This window comes from Thalassospira sp. MIT121401, assembly GCF_047125595.1.
Classification (GTDB): Bacteria; Pseudomonadota; Alphaproteobacteria; order Rhodospirillales; family Thalassospiraceae; genus Thalassospira; species Thalassospira povalilytica.
The window spans coordinates 2,469,275-2,488,023 of sequence record NZ_CP138926.1 but is presented as its reverse complement, the minus strand read 5'-3'; the positions used below and the strand labels follow the sequence as shown (position 1 = coordinate 2,488,023).

Below are 18,749 nucleotides of genomic sequence, written 5' to 3'. Positions count from 1 at the left end.
TTCTAAGATCCTTGTTATTACTCTTACTGCTGACCCGCATGGGCCTTGGCGGTACGAGCATGCAGTTCACGAAGAACCTGCAATTCTTTCTCGGACGGGATCGCAGTTTCGGCGACTTCGTCGGCAAACTCAACATCCCAACCGGTATTTTCGATGATTTCTTCGCGGGTTACGCCCGGATGGATCGACGTCACGATGAACTGTTTGCCGACCGGATGCGGTTCCATGATGCAAAGATCGGTAATCAGACGCGACGGTCCTTTGGTATCCACACCATAGGACGCGCGGTCATCACCGCCCTTGCCATGACCAAGCGACGTCACGAAATCGATCTTTTCAACAAAGCCGCGTTTGCTTTGTTTCATCACCAGGAAAACTTCACCACAGCTGGTTGCGATTTCCGGCGCACCGCCACCGCCCGGAAGACGGACTTTGGGGTTGTCGTAATCACCAATCACGGTGGTGTTGATGTTGCCATATTTATCAAGTTGGGCCGCACCAAGGAAACCGACCGAAATCTTGCCGCCCTGAAGCCAGTAGCGGAACATTTCGGGCACCGGAACCGTGTTCACAGCGGTTTCACACAGTTCGCCATCACCGATCGACAGCGGCAGAACGTCCGGCTTGGTGCCAATCGTGCCACTTTCATAAATCAGGGTGATGTCCGGTGCATGGGTCAGACGGGCCAGGTTACAGGCCGCAGACGGCATACCGATACCAACAAAGCACACATCGTCGTTTTTAAGCGCGCGTGCGGCGGATACCGTCATCATTTCAGTCGGGGTATATTCAACCATGATCTTTTCTCCGCTTAGCCTTTGTTTGCTTCACGCTTGGCCGCGAAATCTTCGGGACCGCCATTCATGACATGTTCTTCGATCCAGGCCAGGAAGGCCTCGCGATCGCGGGCAATCGGATCCCATGCCTTGTAAAACGCGTTGTCGCGCTTGTAGTAGCCTTGCGCATAGGACGGATGCGCCCCACCCGGGATTTCAACAATCGCGGTAACCGCCCAGTTCGGCAGCATCACAGCGTTTGACGAGATATCGCCGAAATCATCAACGATCTCTTCGACCGTCACGATGGATTTCTTGGCGGCCAGAACGGCTTCTTTCTGAACACCAACGATGCCTTCAAACAGGACATCGCCCTTTTTGTTGGCTTTCTGGGCGTGAACAACCGTCACATCCGGGCGGATCGACGGAACCGCGGCCAGGCTTTCGCCGGTGAACGGGCATTTGATGAACTTGATATTCGGGTTGACGCGCGGCAGTTCCGCACCACGATATCCCTTGAACACCGCACAGGGCAGACCGGCCGCACCGGCGTCATAGGCATTGGCCATCGCTGCGTGGGAATGTTCTTCGATCTCAAGCTTGTGCGGCCAGCTTTCCTGGACCGCTTCGCGCAGACGATGCAGCGAACCAACACCCGGGTTCCCGCCCCAGGAGAAGATCAGTTTTTTGGCACAGCCGGCACCGATCAGCTGATCATAGATCATATCAGGCGTCATGCGGATCAGGGTCAGATCCTTGATCCCCTGACGGATGATCTCGTGCCCGGCAGCATGCGGGATAAGATGGGTGAAGCCTTCCATCGAAATGGTGTCGCCATCCTTAACGCAGGACGCGACAGCCTCTTTAAGCGACATGAAACGTGCAACCACGGTAAAACTCCTGTGGTATCAAACCAAAACAGAACAAAACAAATTCGGGGCAACTGCCCCGCATCATGCGGGAAATCGGATCGATGGCTGCGACCGCCGGCTTTCCCCAAAGCAGCGGACGCAGCCATCGGACCAGATCGGCCTACAAGTCAAAGAACACGGTTTCCGCGTCCCCCTGCATGTGGATGTCGATCCGGTATTCGATCCCGCTTGGGGTTTCGACACGCTTGGCGATCAAGGTGTCGCGACGATCTGCCGGAACCGATTGCAGGACGGTGTCCTTGGCATTCAGTTCAGCTTCGTCGTCGAAGTAAAAACGGGTAAAGGCGTGAACAAGCATGCCGCGCATAAACACGATCACATTGACAAACGGGGCCTGGGCATCGGCAACGACGCCCGGCTTGACCGTATCAAACCAGAATCGGTTTTTGGCATCCGTGCCCGTGCCGCACCGGCCAAGGCCACGGAAACCGGCATCAGCAACATCGACCGGCTTTTCGCTGTAAACGCCATCGGCATCGGCCTGCCAGATTTCGATCATCGCGTCATTGACCGGGTTGCCTTCGGCATCAAACACAGTGCCGGTGATGCGGATATGTTCACCCTTGGCATCCGGACCGGCAACAACCGGATCGGCGATATCGGTAAAATCATAGCCATATTGACCTGCTGTCAGGCCATAGGCGAAATACGGACCAACCGTCTGTGAAGGGGTTTCACCAAATGCCATAACTTAATTCTCCATCGGGGTGCCGTTGCGTCCGCGCAGGACAATGTCAAACTGATAACCCAGCGCAAAGCTTTCCTCGGTCTTGTCGATCGAGAATTTGGCAATCAGACGTTCGCGTGCGACCGGGTCTTCGGTGCCCAGGAAAATCGGATCAAGTTCAAGCAGCGGATCACCCGGGAAATACATCTGGGTTACAAGGCGTGTGGCAAAGCCCGGACCAAACAGCGACAGATGAATATGGTTCGGACGCCAGGCATTGAAATGGTTGCCCCACGGATAGGCGCCCGGCTTGATGGTATAGAATTTGTAATTTCCGTTTTCATCGGTCATGCAGCGTCCCGAACCGCGGAAGTTCGGATCAAGCGGCGCTTCGTGCTGATCAACCTTGTGCACATAGCGGCCTGCCGCGTTCGCTTGCCAGATTTCGACAAGAATGTTCGGTTGCGGGCGACCATCGGTATCCATGACACGGCCATGCACCACAATGCGTTCGCCAAGCGGTTCGCCGTTGGTGATCCCGTTTTTGGTCAGATCGAAATCAAGTGCACGCACACTGGCCGGGGCAAAACGCGGTCCGGTGCCTTCGGTCAGGCCGGACTTGATCGCCAGCGGCGGGCGCGACGGGCCACGCAGAATGGTGGATTTGTAGCCCGGAGCAATGAACGGGGCGTGGGATCCCCAGTCACGCGGTTTGAAAACGGACATTTAACTTACTCTCCCTTGGATGCCGCGTCGATCTCGGCATAGGCTTGTTTGGCGATGCGGAATGCCGTATTGGCGGCGGGAACGCCGGCATAGACCGCAACATGCATCAGGGTTTCACGGATATCATCGCGTGTCGCCCCGGTATTCAGGGTCGCCCGGATATGCATGGCGAGTTCTTCTTCGTGACCGAGCCCCGCAAGAAGGGCGATGGTAACGATGGACCGTTCGCGTTTGGTGAATGTGTCGCTGGTCCAGACACCATTCCAGACATTTTCAGTGATATAGCGCTGAAAACCTTCATCAATTTCGGTGATGTTTTTTGACGCACGATCCACATGCGCATCGCCCAGAACGGAACGGCGGGTTTTCATGCCAATGTCATACCGGCTCTCAGACAAGGTTCTTCTCCTTGGTAAATCGGTCGATCAACCGGGTCAGCAATTCCGGGGTTTCGATGCAGGGCAAATGCCCGACCCCGTCAATCAATTCAAATTCGGCATTCGGGATCATGGTCGCCATTTCGCGCACCACATCGGGCGGTGTCGCCAGGTCATCCGATCCACAGATACATAAGGTCGGAACCGCAATCTTGCCCGCCGCTTCGCGCAAATCACCATCGCGCAGCGCCACACAAGTGCCGATATAGCCGGCCTCTGTCGTGCGCACGAGCATGTCGCGATACATCGCGGTTTCAAGCGGACGGTCCTTGCGGAACGTCGGCGACAACCAGCGTTCCATGATCGCATCGCCCAGAACATCAATCCCGTCGGCCTTGATGGCTTCGATCCGGGTATTCCAGCCGTTATAATCACCAAGCTTGGGGGCGGTATCACAAAGGATCAGGCCGCGAACGCGTTCGGGCTGCAATTGCGTGACTTTCTGGGCAATCAGCCCGCCAACCGACAGACCGCAAATGATCACCTTGCCAAGACCAAGATGATCAAGCAGCCCGATCAGGTCATTGGCATGCAGCGCAATGTCATATGGCGCATCACCGATGCCTGACAATCCATGACCGCGCTTGTCATAGGTCACAATATTGAAGCGGTCAGACAATGCCGCAACAACATCATCCCAGATGCGCAGATCGGTACCAAGCGAGTTCGAAAACACCAGCACAGGCGCGTCTTTCGGCCCGGACTGGCTGTAATGGATATGTGTCCCGTTGATCGGGGCGACTTGTAGACTCATGTCGTTTCCACCCTGCTTATTTGCGCACAATTTCGCAGATGGTTTTGGTTATGTAAAATGAGGAATTGCGTATTTTGCATAACTATATAATTATGCATTGTGTTCTGATTACTTTATTCTACAACGACGCGACGTAGGCACGCATGCTTGATCAACGCATTAAATTCCGTCATCTGACCTGTTTTCTGGAAGTCGCGCGTCAGCGCAGCGTTGTCAAGGCCGCCGACACCCTGTCCATCACCCAGCCCGCCGTTTCCAAGACCATCCGCGAACTTGAAGAACATCTTGATGCGCGGCTGTTTGACCGATCCAAACGCGGCGTGACCCTGACCGATTTCGGCAAGGTTTTCCTGCGATATGCCGGGGCCAGCGTCACCGCCCTTCGCCAGGGTGTCGACAGCATCAGCCAGGTCCGCATGCAGGGCGGTCTTTCGATCAATCTTGGTGTATTGCCGACCGTCGCCGCCAGCGTCATGCCCAATGCCATCCGCCGGTTCAAATCCCTTAGTCCCGACACAACGGTCAAGGTGGTTGCCGGTCCGAACGTGATGCTGATGGGACAATTGCGCGTTGGTGAACTTGATCTTGTGGTCGGACGACTGGCCGAACCCGATCAGATGTCGGGCCTGTCATTCATACATTTATATTCGGAACATATTTCGCTGGTTGCGCGTCCGGGGCATCCGTTGCTGACCGATGAAAACCCCGACATTACGCGTATCCGCGAATTCACCGTTCTGGTGCCGCCCAAACATGCGATCATTCATCCGACGGTCGACAAGATGCTGATTGCCCATGGCATCGGTGCCCTTCCCGACCGGATCGAAACGGTTTCAACATCGTTCGGGCGTGCCTTTACGCGCGAGACCGATGCGATCTGGATCATCTCGAACGGGGCTGTTGCATCTGACATCGCCGAGGGCCATCTTGTTGAATTACCGATAGATACCAGTGACACTTTTGGACCCGTAGGGTTGACGACCCGAATTGACTCGCCGATTTCACCGCCTGTCGAGATGCTGATCAATGCTGTGCGCGAAGAAGCGGCACTGCATCACGCAACCCATTCAGGCCTTAATACATAATCGTTTGGTTATGCAAATGTGCGGACATATCATTATACATAACCATCACGTGCCCATTAGATTGGTTCCAATTCGGTATGGCAGAATTGCACCAAACGCAGGCCATTCCAAAAATAATAATAAAAACAACAACCAAGTATCTTGGAAAACTTCGCACGCTAGATGCGCATCATGGCTGAAACGTTTGTCGGCGTCATGACCGCGACAAGACGTTCAAAGGAGGAAGAATGAAACACATCACCAAATTGCTTGCGGGTGCAGCTGTTGCGACCATGGTGTCGTTCGGCGCACACGCACAGGAAGTCACGCTTACGATCCACCATTTCCTGGGTCCGAAGGCACCGGCACAGTCCAAAATGATTGAGCCGTGGGCAAAGAAAATCGAAGAAGAATCAAACGGCCGTATCAAGTTTGAAATCTTCCCGTCCATGTCGCTTGGCGGCAACCCGCCGGAATTGTACCGTCAGGTTCGTGACGGCGTTGCAGACATCGTCTGGACCCTTCCGGGTTACACCCCGGGCGTATTCCCGCGCATCGAAGTTTTCGAACTGCCGGGCGTGCATCTTGGTGACGCGCGCGCAACCAACCTTGCGATGTGGGATCTTAAGGACGAATTCGCCGAAGACCTTAAAGACATCCACCCGCTGGCGGTTCACGTCCATGCCGGTCAGGCCATCCATCTGACGGAAAAGGAAGTCCGCACGGTTGATGACGTCAAAGGTCTGAAACTGCGTACCCCGACCCGTACCGGTTCCTGGGTTATTGAATCCTGGGGCGCAGAGCCGGTTGGCATGCCGGTCCCGGCCCTGCCGCAGGCACTGTCGCTTGGCGTTGTTGACGGCGGCCTGGTTCCGTTCGAAGTTGTTCCGCCGCTGAAACTGGCTGAACTGATTTCCTATTCTGTTGAAGGCGAAGGCGTGAATTCGCGCTTTGGCACCTCGACCTTCCTGTTCGCAATGAACAAGGATCGTTACGAAAGCCTTCCGGATGATCTCAAGGAAATCATCGACCGCAATTCCGGCCGCGACTTCGCAGCCGAAATCGGCGATGTCTTCAACAATGTTGAAGAAGTCGGCAAGAAAATGATCAACGAAGGCAAGGGTAAGGTTGTCAAACTGACCGCCGCTGAAAAAGCGACCTTCGATGATGCCGCTGCCTCGGTCGTTGATCGCTGGATCGAAGAATCCAAATCCAACGGCATCGACGGCGCGAAACTCGTCGAAGACGCAAAAGCAGCCGTTCTGGCCCATACCAAGTAACGATATCAAGTTACTGGAAAATCTTGTGGGGTCACGTATCATACCGATGCGTGACCCTGTTTTTCCCGCTAGATTGCCCTCTAGATTGTAAGACATATGAAAAACGTGCTCTACAAGGCTGCATCATGGTTCGCCGTTATCGGTGGCCTGCTTGCCCTGCTGATTGCCGTTGTAACGATTGTCAACGTTACCGCCTTTGGTCTGGACAAGATCGCCCGGCTGTTTGACGCCAACTTTCCGGCCATTATCGGCTATGAAGATTTCGTCAGCATGATTGTCAGCTCGGCTGCCCTGATGTTCTTCCCCTACTGCCAGGCACATCGCGGTCACGTTGCCGTTGATGTGTTCATCAAAATGTTCCCGGACGGGTTTGCCCGCGTAATTGACGTGGTTTCAAGCATTCTCATGACCGGACTGGCGCTGTTCCTTGGTTATATGATGGTCAATGGCCTGATCGAGGTTCGTGGCGACAATACCCTTTCGGCAATTCTCGGCTGGACCATCTGGCCGTTCTATGTCCCGGGCATCATTTCGATGTTCCTGTGGGCGGCCATTGCCGGAAGTCAGATTTTCGAAAGAGAGGCCGATGTCTGAGCGCGAATTGATCGGCCTTGGTGGCCTTGCTGTTCTCTTTTTCGTTCTGGCTTTGCGTGTTCCCGTCGGCCTTGCCATGGTTGGCGTTGGCATTGGCGGCAACTATGTGCTGAGCCTGTTTTTCCCGTTCCTGCGTTTCGACCCCTATCTTCAGCAGTTCAAATCGCTGCTGTACGGGATTGTGTCTAACTATGAATTGTCGGTCGTTCCGCTGTTTGTTCTGATGGGATATCTGGCAAGCCAGGCCAATCTGTCACGCGACCTGTTCCAGGGGGTGAATGCCATTCTGGGCCGGTTCCGTGGTGGTGTTGCCATGGCAGCCATCGGGGCCTGTGCCGGTTTTGGTGCGGTATGCGGATCATCGCTTGCCACCGCATCGACCATGGGCAAGGTTGCCCTTCCGGAACTTGATCGTCTGAAATATTCGCCGCGTCTGGCGACCGGCACGCTGGCGGCTGGCGGCACGCTTGGCATTCTGATCCCGCCATCGGTCGCATTGGTGATTTATGCAGTCACGGTCGAAGCATCGATCATTCAGATGTTCCAGGCCGCGATCATTCCGGGTTTGATTGCCGTTGTGTTCTTTATGGCCGTAATCGCCATTCAGGTCCGCCTGAACCCGTCGCTGGCCCCGAAACCCGAACCGATGCCGCCCGCCGAACGCAAGGAAGCGTTGCTGCGTCTGATCCCGGTCATGGTGATTTTCGGCTCCATCATTCTGGGTCTTGGTGCCGGTCTGTTCACGCCGACCCCGGCCGCCGGTGTGGGGGTGTTCGCGATCCTGGTTTACGGCGCCTATATGCGCTGGAAAGGCAAAGGCGGCCTGTCATGGGAAGGCCTGCGTCAATCGCTTAAGGATACGGCGATCACGTCTTCGATGATTTTCTTCATCCTGCTGGGTGCGGAAATCCTCAAGGGCTTTTTCAGCCGTGCGAACCTTCCGGCCTATATGGCAGAAGCAGCCGCAACCAGTGGCCTGGACCCGTGGCTGATCATGGTTCTGATGCTGATGGCGCTGATCCTGCTGGGCTGCTTCATGGAAAGTCTTTCCATGATTGTGGTTGTGATCCCGTTCTTCTGGCCTGCCCTTGTTGATATCAATGGTGGTGACTGGGCAACGGCGGCGACCGCGGCCTATGGCATGGGGACCGAGGACCTTAAAATCTGGTTCGGTATTCTCGCACTCATTGTCGTGGAGCTGGGGTTGATAACCCCGCCAGTCGGACTGAACGTCTTTATCATCAACGCGCTGGCCAAGGGTGTCCCCATGAGCCAGACCTTCCGCGGGGTGATGCCGTTCTTTGGGGCCGAGATCATTCGTATTCTGCTTTTGATCTTTGTACCGGTCCTGACATTGTTCGTCCCCTCGATACTGGGCGGATAGCCAAAACAAAGCTGATCATAAAAGCCCGTCACTCCCCTGTGGCGGGCTTTTCTTTTGGGTGTTTTGGTCCCTTTTGGTCCTGTCTGAAACCGGATAGACTTCATCCAAGCCCGATCACCATCGTCTGGAACTCCATCAGGAACCCCATCAGGATCCCCATGCGCAACAGCATCCCGATTTACAAACTGTATGGCGAACGCGACGCCCATCGCGCACAATCGCCAATCGACGCGTTTGACCGGGATGTGTCCGATGGTTTCGCCGATGATTTTCCCGATGGCGCGGAAACCAGTGAACAGCAACCGATCACCGAACCGGAATTCTTTCATCTTGAAAGCATCCCGGAACGATCGCGTCTGCATGATTTGCACATCAAGCCGCACCGTCACACCAACCTGTTTCAGCTGCTTTATATCACCCGGGGCACAGCCGAAATCAGCTTTGATGACCAGAACCTGACCATGCAGACCGGGCAGTTGATTACTGTCCCGCCGGGCACGGTGCATGGTTTCAAATTCAGTGATGATATTGATGGCTGGGTCATTTCCCTGACCGATCATCATCTTCAGGAAATTCTGGCCCCGGCCCCCAAATTGCTCGCCCGGCTTGATCAGGCGATCTGTGTTGATACCAATCTTGACCCCGATCAGAACCAGCCATCCGGGCCGGTTGATTTCCTGATTTCACAGTTGGCGCGCGAATATTACAGCCACAATACCGGGCGTCTGTTTGCGCTTCGTCATATTCTGGGATTGCTGTTGCTTGATGTCGGGCGGATCGCGCCACAAGGCGATCCGGCCCATCTGTCGCGTCAGGAACAGAAAACCGCGAAATTTCGCAGATTCCAGATGCTGGTCGAACGGTTTTACAAACATCACAAACCGCTTGAATTCTATGCCCGCGAAATCGGCGTCACCACCACCCAGCTCAATCGCATTGCCAAGGATATCTATGGCATGACCGCAAGCGAGGTCTTGCAAAACCGCCTGATGCTGGAGGCCAAGCGCACCCTGATCTATACCGACATCGCGGTTCAGCAGATTGCCGGCGAACTCGGCTTTCGCGATGCCGGATATTTTTCCCGTTTCTTTGCCAAAAAGGCCGGCATGCCACCGGCCAGGTTCCGGGCCGATCACAGATAAAAAAAGCCGGACAATCGTCACAATTGCCCGGCTTTTCTGTGTCTTGTGAAGAACCTAGCGCCAGCCAAGCAACCAGCGATCCAGCCGCCCCAGCAACCAGGATACGCACAATCCCAGCAGCGACAAAACCACCACACCGGCAATCAGCTGATCGGTTTGATACAGGTTGCCTGCCGCAAGAATAAGTGCACCAATCCCGTATTGTGCCCCGATCATCTCGGCTGCGATCAGAAGGATAATCGCGATCGAGGATGAAATACGAAAACCCGACAGGATGGTTGGTAATGCGCCGGGCAGGATGATCTTGCGGATCACCGACCACATCGGCATGTCAAAGCTTTGCCCCATGCGGATCAGGTTACGCTGGACGTTATCGACCCCGCCAAAGGTGTTGATCACAGTCGGGAAAAACACGCCAAAGGCAATGGTGGCAAATTTTGACGGCTCGCCAATGCCAAACCAGATGATAAACAGCGGCAAAAGCGCGATTTTCGGGATCGGGAACAGGGCGGACACCAATGCCACACCGGGCGAACGCGCCCAGGTAAACATGCCGACCAGAAAACCGACGATCAGGCCCGCAACCGTCCCCATCACCCAGCCGCCAACAAGGCGCTGAAGCGATGCCGCCAGATGGCGCCAAAGATCACCCGACACAATCAATTGCCAAAGTGCCTGGGCCACCGCGACCGGGCTTGGCATTGCCAGTTCGGAAATAAACCCGGTGCTTGATCCCAATTGCCAAAGAGCAATCACCACCACAAAGCTTGCCCATGCGGCAACCGGGTTGGCCTTGGGATTAAAGCCGGTAGCGCGAAAACGGACCTTGTTATCCGCGCCATCAGAAGTGCTGTTTGCGACCTCACGCGACATTTTCAAGCTCCTTGTCCGCGGCAACCGCCTCATCCCGGATCAGGTTCCAAAGCGCCTGTTCATGGGCAACAAGTTCGGCCATGCCCTCAGTGCGATCACTGATCGGGATATCGATGCTGTGGATTTCCTTGATCGTGCCCGGACGACGGCGCAGCGCCACCACCCGATGGGCCAGACGCACCGCCTCGTTCAGATTGTGGGTGACATAAACCGCGGTCATGCCGGTGCGCGCAAACAGATCGGAAAATTCATCAAGCAACAGAATGCGGGTCTGCGCATCAAGGGCCGATAACGGTTCATCCATCAACAGCACCGCCGGGCGCACCGCAAGGGCACGGGCAATGCCGACACGTTGCTTCATGCCGCCAGACAGCTGTTTGGGATAGGCATCGCGGAAATCCGACAGATTGGTTTGCGCCAGAACTTCTTCGATCCGGGCATCCCGTTCGGCTTTGGACAATGGATGATCTTCAAGCACCAGACTGATATTGCCCGCAACCGTGCGCCAGGGCAGCAATGCAAAATCCTGAAACACATATGTCAGGGGGTTAAGGCACCCGTCGGGTTTGGCCTGATCATCAATCAGGACGTCACCGGAACTGGGTTTGAGCATCCCGCCAATGATCGACAAAAGCGTTGATTTCCCGCAGCCCGAAGGCCCGATCAGGGCAACGACCTCGCCCGGTTCAATCGTCAGATCAATGTCGCGCAATGCTTCGACCTGATCATAACGATGGCTGACATTTTTGATGGTAAGCCGCATGGCCAACTCTTTGGATAATTAACATTCGTGGTGGCAATTCGGGAAAACAGGCATCCCAAAGACAACCGGGCCGAACGCAACAGTTCCGGCCCGGTTTGAAATCACATCCGCTTACTGGCCAAGCGGCGCGATGAAGCTGGTATCGATGAAGGTATCTGGATCGGCACTTTCGGAAACATAGCCGCGCTCCTGATACCATTTGACCTGTGCCTTGACGTCTTCGACATCAAGCTTGCCTTCCTCGGTGATGTACATCGCGCCATTGCGGATTTTCGGATAGGCCTTCTCGGCCGGGTCATCGGCATAGACATATTTGTGAACGATTTCGAGGATCTCGTTCGTGGTATCGCTTTCAATCAGCTTGCCATCCGCATCGGTCGCCAGAAGGCCCGCACGGTAATCAGCCACACCTTTCTGATAGGCGCGCACGAATTTCTCGACCACGTCGCGGCGTTCTTCGACATTCTTGGTCGACGTGAAAAGACCACCAACCTGATAAGGCACATAATCCTTTACCCAGCCGATGATATGCGCCGCACCGGCATTTGCCAGCGGCTTGGCGATGTGCGGTACGATGATCATGCTGTCGACCTGCCCGCTTTTAAGCGCACCGATCATGTTCGGAACGGACTGAAGCGGCTTCAGCTCCATACTGTCGATATCAACGCCGGCCTTTTCCGCAACATTGCCGATCATGTAATGGAAACTTGATCCAACCTGCGACAGCGCAAAGCTGTGCCCGCCCAGTTTGTCAACCGACGTCAAACCGGCTTCATAGGCGGCATTGGATGCAAGGATCGCCGATCCGTCATAGCCCGGATCTTCATGAAGCTGTGCGCCGATTACCTTAAGCGCGCCTTTGCCTGCCAGGTTAAAGAACCCGCCGGTGAAGGCCGTAACGCCAAAATCGGCATCGCCCGATGCAATCGCAACGGCAACCGGCTGTGCAGCGCGGAAGAACGTGATTTCCGCATCAAGCCCCTCGTCCGCGAAATAGCCCTTTTCCTTGGCGATAAACAACGGCGAGCTTGAAACAAAGGTCAGTGCCGCAATGTTGATTTTCTCGGCCGCCTGCGCAGCCCCTTGCCCGAATGACACCGCGCCAAATGCAATGGCGCCAAGTGCGGTTGCCAGCATGGAACGACGGGTAATCGCGCCGATCCCTTTCACCAGATCGTAAGAACGCATGTTTCCTCCTGTTGGTCGTCTTTTGGTTTGTTTGCCTCTTCTGATTTTTTGTTATCCGAAATGCCGACAAATTGCCAATGTTTGGCGCAAACCGCGACAAAAAGGGTCGAATTCACCCAAGAGCCCGCCATTCATGAAATGATATTTCATCATCACCTGATACAGGCGAGAAATCCCTGCGACCCCGTCCCCATATCCGGTTGAGAATGCTCGACACTTGCCAATCTCCCCTACCCTTGCGCTTTGCGCCCGCCCCGGTGGATACCCGCCAGTGCGGGCGTGACCTGTCGGCTTATGCCTCGCCCTTTGTCACCCGTACGACGGCGCGGGCCTCTTACCCCAGGCACCACAGGATCATCAGCACAAATTGCCAATCCCCGCCAAAGAAGCTAAAACCGCCCAACAGACCCGCATCGCATCACAAGGCCGATCATGACCACAGCCAGCCCCCCCGTAAAACCAGCCCCGAATGGCAAAACCGCCATGGTGATCGGTGCCGGTCCGGCTGGCCTGATGGCGGCAGAACGGTTTGCGGGGGATGGCTATGCGGTCACGATCTATGAAGGCATGCCAAGTGCCGGGCGCAAATTCCTGATGGCGGGGAAATCGGGGCTTAACATCACCCATGGCGAGGATCTGGAAACCTTCCTGACCCGCTATGGCGCGTCACGCGCCCGCCTTGAGCCGCATTTGCGCAAATTCGGCCCCACCCAAATCCGCGACTGGTGCGCGGGGCTTGGTGTTGAAACCTTTGTCGGCTCGTCTGGCCGGGTCTTTCCAACCGCCATGAAGGCAAGCCCGCTTTTGCGTGCTTGGTTGCGACGCCTTGATGGGTTGGGCTGTGTGATCCATTACCGCCATTACTGGACCGGCTGGAACGATGCCGGTCAGGCCGTTTTCAAAACGCCCAATGGCGACGTGACGGCAGAGGCCGATATCACCATCCTCGCCCTTGGCGGCGGAAGCTGGAAACGGTTGGGATCGGACGGCAAATGGATGGAAATCCTGATGAATGCCGGGATCAAATGCAATCCGTTCAAACCGGCCAATTGCGGCTTTGACATCGACTGGACGGATCATCTGATCGACAAATGTGCCGGATCACCGGTCAAGGCCGTGACGCTGACCTGCGGCACCCAGACCATGCGCGGCGAGTTCGTGATTTCCAAAACCGGGATCGAAGGTAGTGCTGTTTACGCCATATCCGCCACGCTTCGCGATCAATGGCTTGAAACCGGGGTCGGCACCCTCACACTCGACCTCTGCCCCGACAGAACACTTGATGACGTCACCACCCGCCTTGCCAAACCACGCGGCAAAAACTCGCTTGGCAATCACCTGCGCAAAACACTCGGCCTCGATGCCACCAAAACAGCCCTGATTTTCGAAGTCACCCTGCGCGACATTCAAAACGATCCGGCCAAACTGGCCACCGCGATCAAAAACCTCCCCCTCAAAATCAAAAAGCCCCGCCCAATCGACGAGGCCATCAGCACCGCCGGCGGCGTTGCATGGGAAGAACTCGATGACAATTTCCAACTCATCAAACGCCCGGGCACCTATTGCCTCGGCGAGATGATTGATTGGGAAGCCCCGACGGGCGGGTATTTGCTGAGCGCCTGCCTGTCGTCATAGCTGCGGTTTCTAGCGCAACTCACACTATGTAACTGTAGATACAGTTAAAAAAGCCCGAAATTCAATTGACCATACATTCGGTTAGGTTTTACCTTTTCAACCATAATGCGATGCACAAGTCGGTTTTCACAACGCTACCGGATTGGGCACAAACATTCTGGGGCAGATTGGTTGGGGGAAACCACATTGATGCATTCACTTTTGCGCGCGGCATTTATCGTCACGGCACTCGGATCACTTGGCGCATGTGTGACAGACGAACGCACTGAATTCACACAAAATATGGCTTTATACGGCTCCAATCCATATATCGAAGCCGCCCATGTCAAAGACCTCGAACGACGGATCGAAAAGATCGTTATGGCAGACCGGATGATCGGTCCGGAATACCAGACCCGGTTTGACCCGCGCAACAAGGCGATCCTTGATAACTTCAAGGATCTCTATGATCACAACGACCTTATGGCAAACATGGCGCTAACCCGGGTCGATTACGAAACCGCGGTCACAAGCCTTTATCCGGTCATCGGATCGGAAACCGGGTGTGACGTCACCAACAAGGACGGCTATTTCTTCAATCGGGACGATGAACCAACCCGTTTTGATTGGCAGTTTGTCAAAGGCAGTTGCGAAAATGGCCTGGCCCATGGCGTTGGCAGACTTCAGGCAGCACAATCGGACGCAATGTTTGTTGGCGAGTTTGACCATGGCATGATGACCAACGGCATCTTCACCATGAAACGCAAAGACGGCAGTCGCACAACCCAGATTGGCGGCATCCCGGTCGAAAATCGCAACGCCCGTTTTCTCACCACACTGTCGCGAACGAATGGCTATCAATCGCATCTCTATGGCGATTTCAATAACCGCGGTCAGTTTGACGGCTTTGCCATGAATATTTGGGGATATGTCAACCTTCTGCATGTGCATCAAGTAGGTCAGTACAAGGAGCACAAGCTCGAAGGTTTTGGCGCAAAACAGATTAAACGCGACTATGCCGACGGTTCCATCTGGAATGTCTGGATCGGCTTTTATCATCGCGGCAGCCTGAATGGCTGGGGCGCCTGGTCAAACACCGCGAACGGTACAAGCATCGGTGAATGGAAAAATGGCGCTCTGAACGGTGTCGTTTACTCGACCGACCTCGATGCCGGCAACATGATGCACAGCTTTGACGTCGGCACCTATGTCAAGGGCAAGCGCCATGGCGCATTCCGTACCACCACGCATGGCGTCTTCGGTGAGTCCGAAGCTGTCATCGCCTACGATCAGGGTGACAGGGTCGATAGTCCGGACAGCGACTTTGACTTCGGCAAGATCATTGCCTTGACGGCCGGAGCCGTTGCCATCGGCTCCGCTGATATTGATGCCACATCCATGGCCGAAATCGGCGGCGCATTCGCAATGGATGTCCTCGGTGACACCGGCGGCAGCAATATGCAAAACCTGCAAAGCGCCTATAACTCCCGGCTTAGCAACCTGTCCCAGCCCATCTCGAACAACAGCGGCAGCACAGGCTCCTCAACCGGCACCAGCACTGTTGCGGGTGAAAAGCTCAACGAATTCGATACCACGATCACCTGCCCGGATACGGGCGTAACAAGCGATATCACCATCCCTTACCGCACAGAGGCCTGCCGGGTCGCAGCACTCGATTTTGCAAAAACGTTCTCGTGCAACAAAACCGATCAAGAGCGCGTCGTCCAAAACTGCCAACGCGCCTGCGGCCATCCGCAGTGCTTGGAGCAATGACCTTGCCCAAATTTAAACCTGTCTCTTTATGCTTGGCAGAGAGCGTCAATTCGAAATAACGGGAGCTCCCAAAGTGCACCCAAAACGAAGAGCAGCCTTGCAAGACTTGCTTTGGCTTCGAGGCCGTAGCGCTCAGCTATCAACAGAGTTGGCTACTTTTGATAGGAAACATGAGGACCCGAGAGTCATTCTTGAGGCTGTAATGCTTCAAACGTTACTTGTACGCTTTATGAAAGGATACATCTCGGCTCAAGAGATCGCAGACTGGGCAAATCTGGTCGAATATCGGGAAGACTTGGAGTATGAGGCTGCATACTCAGAGCAGATTGACACAATTGTTCAGGCTCTCGCGAATTCCGAAATCAACAATCCAATAGATAAGGACTTGTGTACCGAGTTTTTGACTTGGTTGGAGAACAAGTGCTTAAAAGCGAATGTCGATGAGATTGCGATCAAATCTGAAATCATTCGCTTATGCATTCTGGTGAAATCCGAACAAATAGACTTAGTACACGCATGTCGGACAATTGTATTATTGGGCAATCAGTTGCAAAGCTCTAACTTGGAGTTATTACTGCCATTTAAAGGCGTAGCCTCTGAATGCGACACCTACCCAACCTCCACTAGCAATCACTTATTTTCCCGCGACTATGTCGAAAACTCTACCATTGAAATGAAAGTGTATATTGAAGAGGTCCGTACATCGGTGTTAGAGGCCTGCGACACAGTTATTAATGAGTACAGTCGTTCTCAGTATTAGATCCTAGGCATCTCATATACAGGGCAAATTCTATCGAAAAAGCCCGTCGTCGGAGAATAGCTACTGATAGACATTCATCCGCATTAATGTGGCCGTCCAATGCAACCCACATCATGAAGTTGGAGTTTAGGACAGTATCTATTCCTAGTGACAATGCACCGTCCCGGCCTTGCGATCCATGTGGCAACACTGACCGGGCGGGGAGCTTTTGCGGCAGCCGCCGCCATGTTCGATCTGTTGATCAACGATTGTCGGTTCTGATCCGGCTTGTACTGGCGCGGGGTGTGCGCCAAGCGCAATCATTGCTGTGATGGCGAGCATCATTGCGGTTTTCATATTCTGTCCTCCCTGTTCATTTCCTTGATGTTACGCCCCAATGGCGCGGATCGAAACTACCCGGAAGTGCAGGCCTCAAAAATATAGTTGACACAATCAACCATCTTCATGTAGTTGATATAGTCAACCAATTAAGATTACGGATACAGAAGCTTTTCGCCCCCCATTCCCCGGCTTCTGTGTCCGCCCCGCACCCCTCGCGTGTCACCGAATTGCGCAGTGCTGTGTCGTCCGATCGGGACGAGCCGTCTGCGTTGCCACGAAGACTGAAAGTGAAATCGCCCCATGAAGATTTCGAGCACCATTTACCCGGACGGATTGCCAAGCCCGCGGGCCGGATTTGCCGCAATGGCGGTGTTGCTGACCATCATGATGGCCGTGCTTGACGGCACGATCATGAATGTCGCCCTTCCGATCATTGCGCAGGATCAGGGCGTTTCGCCCGCCCATGCCATCTGGGTTGTCACCGCCTATCAGCTGGCGATTGTAGTATCCTTATTGCCGTTGGCTGCCCTTGGCGAGGCCATCGGGTTTCGCAAGGTTTATCTGAGCGGTATTGCGATTTTCGGGATTGCATCATTCCTGTGTGCCATGGCCCCGAATATCGAATTTCTGACTGCTGCGCGCGTGTTGCAGGGGCTTGGTGGTGCCGCATTGATGAGCATTAATGGCGCGGTCATGCGCCATATCTTCCCGCAGGCCAAGCTGGGCCGTGCCATTGGCTGGATCGCCATGACGGTATCGGTGTCGGCCGCAGGTGGCCCGACCATCGCATCGGCGATTCTGGCGGTTGCAAGCTGGCATTGGCTGTTTTTGATCAATGTGCCGATTTCGATCCTGGCGATCATTGTCGGCTATTTCACCCTGCCCTTTAACGCGCCAAGCCGCACCCGGTTTGATTTCATCAGCGCGTTTTTGAATGTGCTGACCTTTGGCGGGTTGATTTCGGCCCTTGGCAATGTCGGCACCGAAAGTGACCCGGCCCTGATTGGCGCGCAATTTGGCGTGGCGGTCATTGCCGGTGCGTTTCTGGTCCGGCGTCAATTGTCAAAGGACCGGCCGATGTTGCCGCTTGATCTGTTGAAACTGCCGGTTTTTGCCTGTTCCATCGGATCATCGATTTGCGGTTTCTGTGCGCAGATGATTGCGTTCGTTACCCTGCCATTCTATTTCCATGACGTGCTGGGTTATAGCGCGACCGTCACCGGCCTTTTGATGACGCCATGGCCGCTTGCCACCGCGGTTGCCGCCCCGGTTGCCGGACGGCTGGCCGATAAATATTCGCCGATCCGTCTGACCGGGCTTGGCATGATGGTGTTTGCGATCGGGCTTTATGCCATTACCTTTGTACCGGAAGGCGGAAGCTATGCCGGGATTATCGGCGCGCTCGCCCTGTGCGGGATCGGGTTCGGGCTGTTTCAGGCGCCCAATAACCGCCTGATGCTGACATCGGCACCGCGCGATCGTTCCGGCGGGGCCAGTGGCATGTTATCGACCGCGCGCCTGACCGGGCAATCGGTGGGTGCGGCACTGGCCGCGATCCTGATTGGCACCGGCGGCGGGTTTGAGCTTGATACCATCATGATGGTGGCAAGTGGTGCGGCCCTGGCATCGGCGCTGATTTGCGAAGGGCGTCGCCATGCCCTTCGTACCGGCCTGATTGCCGCGAATGTGTGATAAAGCGAG

19 protein-coding genes are annotated in these 18,749 nt (G+C 55.0%); 9 read left to right on the top strand and 10 right to left on the bottom strand.

What is annotated here, in order from left to right; genetic code table 11:
• Positions 1 to 23 precede the first annotated feature (23 nt).
• From SIB88_RS11415 to pcaD, 6 genes are all read right to left on the bottom strand, one after another.
• Positions 24 to 797 carry a CoA-transferase subunit beta gene (locus tag SIB88_RS11415; protein ID WP_068517368.1) on the bottom strand — a complete coding sequence of 258 codons (774 nt, stop codon included), beginning with the start codon at positions 795 to 797 and terminating at the stop codon, positions 24 to 26.
• Between the two features lie 14 nt (positions 798 to 811).
• A complete protein-coding gene (locus tag SIB88_RS11410; RefSeq protein WP_068517367.1) occupies positions 812 to 1,666 on the bottom strand; it encodes a CoA transferase subunit A in 855 nt (284 codons plus the stop codon).
• A gap of 142 nt (positions 1,667 to 1,808) precedes the next feature.
• A complete protein-coding gene (gene pcaG / locus SIB88_RS11405) occupies positions 1,809 to 2,396 on the bottom strand; it encodes a protocatechuate 3,4-dioxygenase subunit alpha (RefSeq protein WP_412558107.1) in 588 nt (195 codons plus the stop codon).
• Positions 2,397 to 2,399: 3 nt separating this feature from the next.
• Positions 2,400 to 3,101 carry a protocatechuate 3,4-dioxygenase subunit beta gene (gene pcaH, locus SIB88_RS11400; protein WP_068517365.1) on the bottom strand — a complete coding sequence of 234 codons (702 nt, stop codon included), beginning with the start codon at positions 3,099 to 3,101 and terminating at the stop codon, positions 2,400 to 2,402.
• A gap of 5 nt (positions 3,102 to 3,106) precedes the next feature.
• The gene (gene pcaC, locus SIB88_RS11395; RefSeq protein ID WP_101246371.1) at positions 3,107 to 3,499 is read right to left on the bottom strand and encodes a 4-carboxymuconolactone decarboxylase; all 393 of its coding nucleotides are present in this window, start codon (positions 3,497 to 3,499) and stop codon (positions 3,107 to 3,109) included.
• Entirely contained in the window at positions 3,492 to 4,292 is an 801-nt protein-coding gene (gene pcaD, locus SIB88_RS11390) for a 3-oxoadipate enol-lactonase (protein WP_101246372.1), read from the bottom strand. Before pcaD ends, pcaC begins: the two co-directional genes overlap by 8 nt.
• Before the next feature lie 143 nt (positions 4,293 to 4,435).
• Here pcaD and pcaQ point away from each other — a divergent pair, with 143 nt between their 5' ends.
• The 5 genes from pcaQ (at position 4,436) to SIB88_RS11365 (ending at position 9,756) form a co-directional block, all read left to right on the top strand.
• Positions 4,436 to 5,377, top strand: a complete 942-nt coding sequence (pcaQ, locus tag SIB88_RS11385; protein ID WP_068517362.1) for a pca operon transcription factor PcaQ — start codon at positions 4,436 to 4,438, stop codon at positions 5,375 to 5,377.
• A 227-nt stretch (positions 5,378 to 5,604) separates the two neighbouring features.
• The gene (locus SIB88_RS11380) at positions 5,605 to 6,636 is read left to right on the top strand and encodes a TRAP transporter substrate-binding protein (protein WP_412558106.1); all 1,032 of its coding nucleotides are present in this window, start codon (positions 5,605 to 5,607) and stop codon (positions 6,634 to 6,636) included.
• 96 nt (positions 6,637 to 6,732) lie between these two features.
• Positions 6,733 to 7,230 carry a TRAP transporter small permease gene (locus SIB88_RS11375; RefSeq protein ID WP_068517360.1) on the top strand — a complete coding sequence of 166 codons (498 nt, stop codon included), beginning with the start codon at positions 6,733 to 6,735 and terminating at the stop codon, positions 7,228 to 7,230.
• Positions 7,223 to 8,614: a TRAP transporter large permease gene (locus SIB88_RS11370; protein WP_288350861.1), complete on the top strand. Its 1,392-nt coding sequence runs from the start codon at positions 7,223 to 7,225 to the stop codon at positions 8,612 to 8,614. The genes SIB88_RS11375 and SIB88_RS11370 overlap by 8 nt, the downstream gene beginning before the upstream one ends.
• 158 nt (positions 8,615 to 8,772) lie before the next feature.
• Positions 8,773 to 9,756: a helix-turn-helix domain-containing protein gene (locus tag SIB88_RS11365; protein WP_412558105.1), complete on the top strand. Its 984-nt coding sequence runs from the start codon at positions 8,773 to 8,775 to the stop codon at positions 9,754 to 9,756.
• Positions 9,757 to 9,810: 54 nt separating this feature from the next.
• Here SIB88_RS11365 and SIB88_RS11360 read toward each other — a convergent pair whose 3' ends face one another.
• From SIB88_RS11360 to SIB88_RS11350, 3 genes are all read right to left on the bottom strand, one after another.
• Entirely contained in the window at positions 9,811 to 10,629 is an 819-nt protein-coding gene (locus tag SIB88_RS11360; protein WP_220153978.1) for an ABC transporter permease, read from the bottom strand.
• Positions 10,619 to 11,392, bottom strand: coding sequence for an ABC transporter ATP-binding protein (locus tag SIB88_RS11355; RefSeq protein ID WP_101246376.1), 774 nt, complete (start codon positions 11,390 to 11,392; stop codon positions 10,619 to 10,621). Before SIB88_RS11355 ends, SIB88_RS11360 begins: the two co-directional genes overlap by 11 nt.
• Positions 11,393 to 11,503: 111 nt before the next feature.
• On the bottom strand, positions 11,504 to 12,580 hold the full coding sequence (locus tag SIB88_RS11350; protein ID WP_412558104.1) for an ABC transporter substrate-binding protein: 1,077 nt from the start codon (positions 12,578 to 12,580) through the stop codon (positions 11,504 to 11,506).
• A 432-nt stretch (positions 12,581 to 13,012) separates the two neighbouring features.
• On the opposite strand from SIB88_RS11350, the gene SIB88_RS11345 reads away from it, so the two are divergent.
• The 3 genes from SIB88_RS11345 to SIB88_RS11335 all read left to right on the top strand — a co-directional run bounded on the left by SIB88_RS11345 (position 13,013) and on the right by SIB88_RS11335 (position 16,727).
• Positions 13,013 to 14,215, top strand: coding sequence for a TIGR03862 family flavoprotein (locus tag SIB88_RS11345; protein WP_412558103.1), 1,203 nt, complete (start codon positions 13,013 to 13,015; stop codon positions 14,213 to 14,215).
• A gap of 189 nt (positions 14,216 to 14,404) precedes the next feature.
• Entirely contained in the window at positions 14,405 to 15,967 is a 1,563-nt protein-coding gene (locus tag SIB88_RS11340) for a hypothetical protein (RefSeq protein WP_412558102.1), read from the top strand.
• A 97-nt stretch (positions 15,968 to 16,064) separates the two neighbouring features.
• Complete coding sequence (locus SIB88_RS11335) at positions 16,065 to 16,727, top strand: hypothetical protein (RefSeq protein WP_412558101.1); 663 nt, start codon at positions 16,065 to 16,067, stop codon at positions 16,725 to 16,727.
• Positions 16,728 to 16,871: 144 nt separating this feature from the next.
• On the opposite strand, the gene SIB88_RS11330 is transcribed toward SIB88_RS11335, so the two are convergent.
• A complete protein-coding gene (locus tag SIB88_RS11330; protein WP_068517353.1) occupies positions 16,872 to 17,063 on the bottom strand; it encodes a hypothetical protein in 192 nt (63 codons plus the stop codon).
• 285 nt (positions 17,064 to 17,348) lie between these two features.
• Between SIB88_RS11330 and SIB88_RS11325 the strand changes: the two genes are divergently transcribed.
• Positions 17,349 to 18,740 (top strand): MFS transporter, encoded by a 1,392-nt coding sequence (locus tag SIB88_RS11325; RefSeq protein ID WP_412558100.1) that lies wholly within the window; start codon positions 17,349 to 17,351, stop codon positions 18,738 to 18,740.
• The last annotated feature ends 9 nt before the right edge of the window (positions 18,741 to 18,749 follow it).